Source organism: Mesorhizobium sp. M2C.T.Ca.TU.002.02.1.1 (assembly GCF_003997225.1).
In genome coordinates this window covers 1-1,643 of the sequence record NZ_RZTO01001092.1, presented here as the reverse complement: position 1 = coordinate 1,643, position 1,643 = coordinate 1, and the positions used below count along the sequence as shown (strand labels likewise).

2 protein-coding genes are annotated in these 1,643 nt (G+C 65.9%); both read left to right on the top strand.

The window, feature by feature from the left end; translation table 11 throughout:
- Positions 1-350 precede the first annotated feature (350 nt).
- Positions 351-1,241 (top strand): 16S rRNA (cytidine(1402)-2'-O)-methyltransferase, encoded by an 891-nt coding sequence (rsmI, locus tag EOD07_RS33670; RefSeq protein WP_164772807.1) that lies wholly within the window; start codon positions 351-353, stop codon positions 1,239-1,241.
- 51 nt (positions 1,242-1,292) lie between these two features.
- The coding region (locus tag EOD07_RS33665) for a YraN family protein (RefSeq protein ID WP_127238280.1) at positions 1,293-1,643 on the top strand (351 nt) is incomplete at its 3' end.

Genomic DNA, 1,643 nt, shown 5'->3' with positions numbered 1-1,643 from the left:
TCGCCGTCGCGGACCTGCTTCCGGTCGGCCTTGTCGCGGCGGGCGCCGTTCTGGTCGGCAATCGGGTGTGGAGGAATGCCCTCGCGGGCGGTCTTGCTTTCAAGTCGGCTGATGAAGATGTCGAAGCGATTGGGCATCGTTCGGTCCTGCCTCCTCCCGGGGAATCAGGGGTTAAATTCGCCGTTGCCGGTTTCGTTCCGCACTGTGGCAAAGGCATGGCGATTTCCTTGGACCGACCTCACGTTTTGCAACAGGCCGTCAGCCATGCCAAAGAGACTTTGTTCTTTCGCAATTCCGGACGGAAAACCGCTACGCACTTTTCCGGGAATTGCTCGAACGAGGAGCATTCGGTGACCGGCGACAAACGCAGCTATCTGATCGGACAGACCGAGATCGCGGCGCGGGCGCTTCAGCCGGCGCTCTATCTGGTGGCGACGCCGATCGGCAATCTGGCCGACATCACATTGCGCGCGCTGGAGACGCTGGCCGCCGCCGACATCGTCGCCTGCGAGGACACGCGCGTCTCGCGCGTGCTGCTCGAACGCTACGGCATCCGCCGCCGCACCACCGCCTATCACGAGCACAATGCCCAAGAAGCCGGGCCGAAGCTTATCGAGGCGCTGGCGGCCGGGCAGAGCGTGGCGCTGATCTCGGACGCCGGCACGCCGCTGGTTTCCGACCCCGGCTACCGACTGGTCGGCGAGGCACTGGAGCGCGGCATCCGCGTGGTGCCGATCCCGGGGCCTTCTGCCGCGCTTGCGGCGCTGACAGCGTCCGGCCTGCCGTCCGACGCCTTCCTGTTCGCCGGTTTCCTGCCGGTGAAGACCGGGCAGCGGCTGACCAAGCTGGAAACGTTCAAGGCGGTGCCGGCGACGCTGATCTTCTTCGAATCGCCCAGACGGCTGGCCGAGACGCTCGGCGCCATGGTCGAGGCGCTGGGCGGCGCGCGGAAGGCCGCGATCGGCCGCGAGCTGACCAAGGCCTTCGAGGAGATGCGCACCGGAACGCTTTCCGAGCTGGCAAACCATTATGCCGTGGCCAACACGCCGAAGGGCGAGATCGTCATTTGTGTCGGCCCGCCGGAAGCGACGGAAGAAGAACCGGCCGACATCGACCGGCTGCTGTTGTCGCTTGCCGCCGAGATGCCGGCCTCGAAGGCCGCGGCCGAAGCAGCGAAAATGACCGGCGGCCAGAAGCAGGCGCTCTACCGGCGGCTGCTGGAGCTGAAGGACAGACCATGATCCCAAAAAGTGGAAGCCGGTTTTTGGACAAGATCATGGCCAAGCAAAAAGATGGCTGAGCGCACGGCCGGCCATCGCCGGAAGGCCTATCGGCGCGGCCATCGCGGCGAATGGCTGGCGGCGCTGGCGCTGATGCTGAAGGGCTACCGCATCCTGGCCCGCCGCCACCGCACCAGGCTCGGCGAGATCGACCTGATCGCCCGGCGCGGCGACCTGGTGCTGTTCGTCGAGGTCAAGGCAAGGCGCACGCTGATCGAAGCGATGGAAGCCATCGGCCGTGAATCGGAGCGGCGCATTGAGGGCGCCGCGGATATCTGGCTGTCGCGCCAGCCCGATTATGGGAAGTTATCGATGCGTTTCGACATGGTGGCCGTGCTGCCCTGGCGTTGGCCGGTGCATGTC